This is a genomic window from Mycobacterium sp., from assembly GCF_035653355.1.
Lineage (GTDB): Bacteria > Actinomycetota > Actinomycetes > Mycobacteriales > Mycobacteriaceae > Mycobacterium.
This window is the reverse complement of the sequence record NZ_DASRBZ010000041.1, coordinates 1-3,612: the sequence shown is the minus strand read 5'-3', so window position 1 is coordinate 3,612 and position 3,612 is coordinate 1. Positions and strand designations below refer to the sequence as shown.

The 3,612-nt window shown below is 67.6% G+C and carries 5 protein-coding genes and 1 pseudogene; 3 read left to right on the top strand and 3 right to left on the bottom strand.

What is annotated here, in order from left to right; all coding sequences use genetic code 11:
* On the top strand, positions 1-658 hold a 658-nt coding region (locus VFA16_RS01205; protein ID WP_324966060.1), incomplete at its 5' end, for a DUF1727 domain-containing protein.
* Positions 651-1,355 (top strand): type 1 glutamine amidotransferase, encoded by a 705-nt coding sequence (locus tag VFA16_RS01200; RefSeq protein WP_324966059.1) that lies wholly within the window; start codon positions 651-653, stop codon positions 1,353-1,355. The genes VFA16_RS01205 and VFA16_RS01200, both read left to right, overlap by 8 nt.
* Here the strand turns inward: VFA16_RS01200 and VFA16_RS01195 are convergent.
* The 3 genes from VFA16_RS01195 to VFA16_RS01185 form a co-directional block, all read right to left on the bottom strand.
* Positions 1,352-2,197 (bottom strand): DUF559 domain-containing protein, encoded by an 846-nt coding sequence (locus VFA16_RS01195; RefSeq protein WP_324966058.1) that lies wholly within the window; start codon positions 2,195-2,197, stop codon positions 1,352-1,354. The two genes, VFA16_RS01200 and VFA16_RS01195, sit on opposite strands and share 4 nt — an antisense overlap.
* A 109-nt stretch (positions 2,198-2,306) precedes the next feature.
* Positions 2,307-2,918 carry a recombination mediator RecR gene (recR, locus tag VFA16_RS01190; protein ID WP_324966057.1) on the bottom strand — a complete coding sequence of 204 codons (612 nt, stop codon included), beginning with the start codon at positions 2,916-2,918 and terminating at the stop codon, positions 2,307-2,309.
* Between the two features lies 1 nt (position 2,919).
* Positions 2,920-3,255, bottom strand: a complete 336-nt coding sequence (locus VFA16_RS01185) for a YbaB/EbfC family nucleoid-associated protein (protein WP_324966056.1) — start codon at positions 3,253-3,255, stop codon at positions 2,920-2,922.
* Positions 3,256-3,353: 98 nt separating this feature from the next.
* Between VFA16_RS01185 and VFA16_RS01180 the strand changes: the two are divergent.
* A pseudogene (locus VFA16_RS01180) lies at positions 3,354-3,612 on the top strand (N-acetylmuramoyl-L-alanine amidase); the annotation flags it as partial.

The following is a 3,612-nucleotide window of genomic DNA, read 5'->3' as shown; positions in this document are numbered from 1 at the left end:
CGACTCGACCAGCTGCCCGCGCAGCGGCGAGGTGATCGTCCGGGACAAGGCGCACTGGTACTCCACCGGCACCGACTTCAAGCGGCCCAGCCCGCACTGGTGGTTCGACGACGACACCCTCTACGGGCCCGACGGGCTGGCGATACCGATGCGGCTGAGCCTGCCCGGCGCCGTCAACCGCGGCAACGCCGCTCAAGCCGTCGCGGCTGCCGTCGCGTTGGGTGCGGATCCGGCGGCCGCGGTGGCAGCCCTGTCTCGGGTCGACGAGGTTGCCGGGCGCTACCGCACCGTGCGCGTCGGCGAGCACACCGTGCGGGTGCTGCTGGCCAAGAACCCCGCTGGCTGGCAGGAAGCGCTGTCGATGGTCGACAAGCACGCGGCCGGCGTGGTCATCGCGGTCAACGGTCAGGTGCCCGACGGCGAAGACCTGTCCTGGCTGTGGGATGTGCGCTTCGAGCACTTCGAAGACACGTCGGTGGTAGCGGCTGGCGAGCGGGGCACCGATCTGGCAGTGCGGTTGGGGTATGCGGGTGTGCAGCACACGCTGGTCCACGACACGATGGCGGCCATCGCGTCATGCCCGACCGGACACGTCGAAGTCGTCGCCAACTACACCGCATTCCTGCAGCTACAGCGGAAGCTGGCGCGCTATGGCTGACTCGACCGTGCGGATCGGGCTGGTGCTGCCCGACGTGATGGGCACCTACGGCGACGGCGGCAACGCGGTGGTGTTGCGGCAACGGCTGCGGCTGCGCGGCATCGACGCCGAGATCGTCGAGATCACGCTGGCCGACCCAGTGCCGGAGAGCCTGGATTTATACACGCTGGGCGGGGCCGAAGACTACGCACAGCGGCTGGCAACCAGGCATCTTGTCAAGCATCCCGGACTGCAGCGCGCCGCGGCTCGCGGCGCGCCCGTGCTGGCAATCTGCGCGGCCATCCAGGTGCTCGGGCACTGGTATGAGACGTCGGCGGGTGAGCGGGTCGACGGGGTGGGCCTCCTTGATGCGACCACCTCGCCGCAGCCTAAGCGCACCATCGGAGAGCTCGTCAGCACGCCGTTGCTGCCCGGGTTGACGGCGCCGTTGACCGGGTTCGAGAACCACCGCGGCGGCACGGTGCTCGGCGCCGAGGCATCACCGCTGGGTGCGGTCAAGAACGGTGCGGGAAATCGTTTGGGCGACGGGTTCGACGGCGCAGTGCAAGGCAGCGTCGTCGCCACCTACATGCACGGACCGTGTCTTGCCCGCAACCCCGAACTCGCCGACCTGCTGCTCAGTCGGATTGTCGGCGAACTGCCTCCGCTTGAGCTGCCTGAGGTGGACCTGCTGCGCCGCGAGCGGCTACGCGCCTAGGACCGCCAGCCTCTGGCGAGTAGCGCAGCACGCACCCGCCGCACGACGTCGTCGGGCTTGTCCTCCGCGATCACCCGGATGACGATCCAGCCCATCTCTTCAAGCTTGCGCAGCCGCCGCTGGTCCTTGGCGTAGCGGCGGCGGTTGCTGCGATGTTGGTCGCCGTCATACTCGACCGCCACTTTGTACTTCTCCCAACCCATGTCGACGTAGGCGACAGGCCAGTAGCCGTCGAGCACGGGGATCTGCGTCGTCGGAGTGGGTAGGCCGGCGTCGATCAACAGCAGCCGAAGCCAGGTCTCCTTCGGGGATTCAGCGCCGCCGTCGACAAGCGGTAGTGCCGCCCGCAATCGCCGCAAACCGCGTGCACCTGGGTAGCGCTTGGCCAGCAACAGCACATCCTCGACCGAGAACGGCGTCGCGTGCATCAGCGCGTCTAGGCGTGCCACCGCCTGCTCCCGCGGCAAATGCCGCCCGAGGTCGTATGCAGTGCGCGCGACCGTGGTGACCGGAAGGCCGGCGACCCGGGTGATCTCGTCGTCGCCCAAGGTCTGGTCACGTGCGATTACTCCGACCGGCGGACGAGTGCAGTTCCAGACAACCTCGATCGGGATATCAGCATCGACCCACGTCGCGCCGTGTAGAGCGGAGGCCGCAGTACCCGCGATTACCGCCCGACGCCGCGACCGCAGCCACGCCCCCTCAATCCGGTCGCGAAGCGTTAGCTCATGCCGTAACGGCACGTATACGTCGCGGAAGATCGCCCGGTGCCATCGGCGCAGCTCGTGCTCCGTGAGTCTGCCCTGCCCCAAAGCTTCGCTCCCAAGAAAGACCGTTCTCATGGCGACATGCTGGCAACGACCACCGACACGACACCGAGCCTGTAGTTAGCGAGGAGAAGTGCGAGTGGATCACACGGTAGCTACAGGCTCGGCGCAAAAGACCTGAAGTTCACACCATGGCGCGGCGGCCGGCCAATGCCCGCCCGAGGGTCAACTCGTCGGCGAACTCCAGATCCCCGCCCATCGGCAGCCCTGAGGCGATCCGAGTCACGGTCAGCCCAGGAATGTCGCGCAGCATCCGCATGAGGTAGGTGGCGGTCGCCTCGCCCTCGGTATTGGGATCGGTGGCGATGATCACCTCGGTGACGTCGACGCCGTCGACGCGCTCGCCGATCCGATTCAGCAGCTCGCGGATCCGCAGCTGCTCAGGACCGACGCCGGACAGCGGATCGAGTGCCCCGCCCAAAACGTGGTAGCGACCGCGGAATTCGCGGGTGCGCTCGACGGCCTGGACGTCCTTGGGCTCCTCGACAACGCAGACTAAAGAGGCGTCACGGCGCGGATCCGCGCAGATCCGGCACCGCTCGTCGTCGGAGACGTTGCCGCACACGGCACAGAACCGGACACCGTCGCGGACCTTCGCCAGCACCGCGGTAAGCCGGTCGATGTCGGCCGGCTCGACCGACAACAGGTGGAAGGCAATGCGCTGCGCGCTTTTGGGCCCGATACCCGGCAGCTTGCCGAGCTCGTCGATCAGATCCTGGACCGGTCCCTCGAACAAGTCAGGTCTCCGGCAAACCCAGGGCGCTACCCATTCCCCCGGCCAGCGGCCCCAGCTTTTGCTGCGCCATGGCGGTGACCTGCTGGGAGGCGTCGGCCAGCGCGCCGACGATCAGGTCCTGCAAGGTCTCGACGTCGTCAGGGTCGACGACCTTGGGGTCGATATTGACGGCCACCACCTCGCCGCTGCCCCTCACGGTCACCTGCACCAACCCGCCACCGGCCTGGCCGCGCACCTCGGAGTTGACGAGCTGTTGCTGGGCTTCCAGTAGCTGTTGCTGCATCTGCTGAGCCTGGGCAAGCAACGCCGACATGTCGGGTTGGCCTCCAGGTTGCATGACAGTCCCCTTGCATCTTGGTTTCGACTTGGTTTCGCCTGCCGCTGCTGGGCGGTTCGGAACTCCCAGCCTAGACGCCCCCGGGCTACCGTGGCGCGGTGCGCATACGAGTTTGCCTGCGTGTCGGGTTCGCGATCGCCACTGGTGTACTGCTCGTCCTCTCGGCGTTGAGGGTGCCGCCCGCGACCGCGGTCCCGGCAAACATCGCCGGCATGATCGTGTTCCTCGACCCCGGCCACAACGGGGCCAACGACGCCTCCATCAGCCGTCAGGTATCCAACGGCCGCGGCGGCACCAAGGACTGCCAAGCCAGCGGAACCTCGACCAACAGCGGCTACCCGGAGCACACCTTCACCT

Bases quoted from the DNA above. Each gene is read 5' to 3' on its own strand.
- VFA16_RS01200 (WP_324966059.1), top strand. From the start codon at position 651: ATGGCTGACTCGACCGTGCGGATCGGGCTGGTGCTGCCCGACGTGATG.
- VFA16_RS01195 (WP_324966058.1), bottom strand. From the start codon at position 2,197: ATGAGAACGGTCTTTCTTGGGAGCGAAGCTTTGGGGCAGGGCAGACTC.
- VFA16_RS01185 (WP_324966056.1), bottom strand. From the start codon at position 3,255: ATGCAACCTGGAGGCCAACCCGACATGTCGGCGTTGCTTGCCCAGGCT.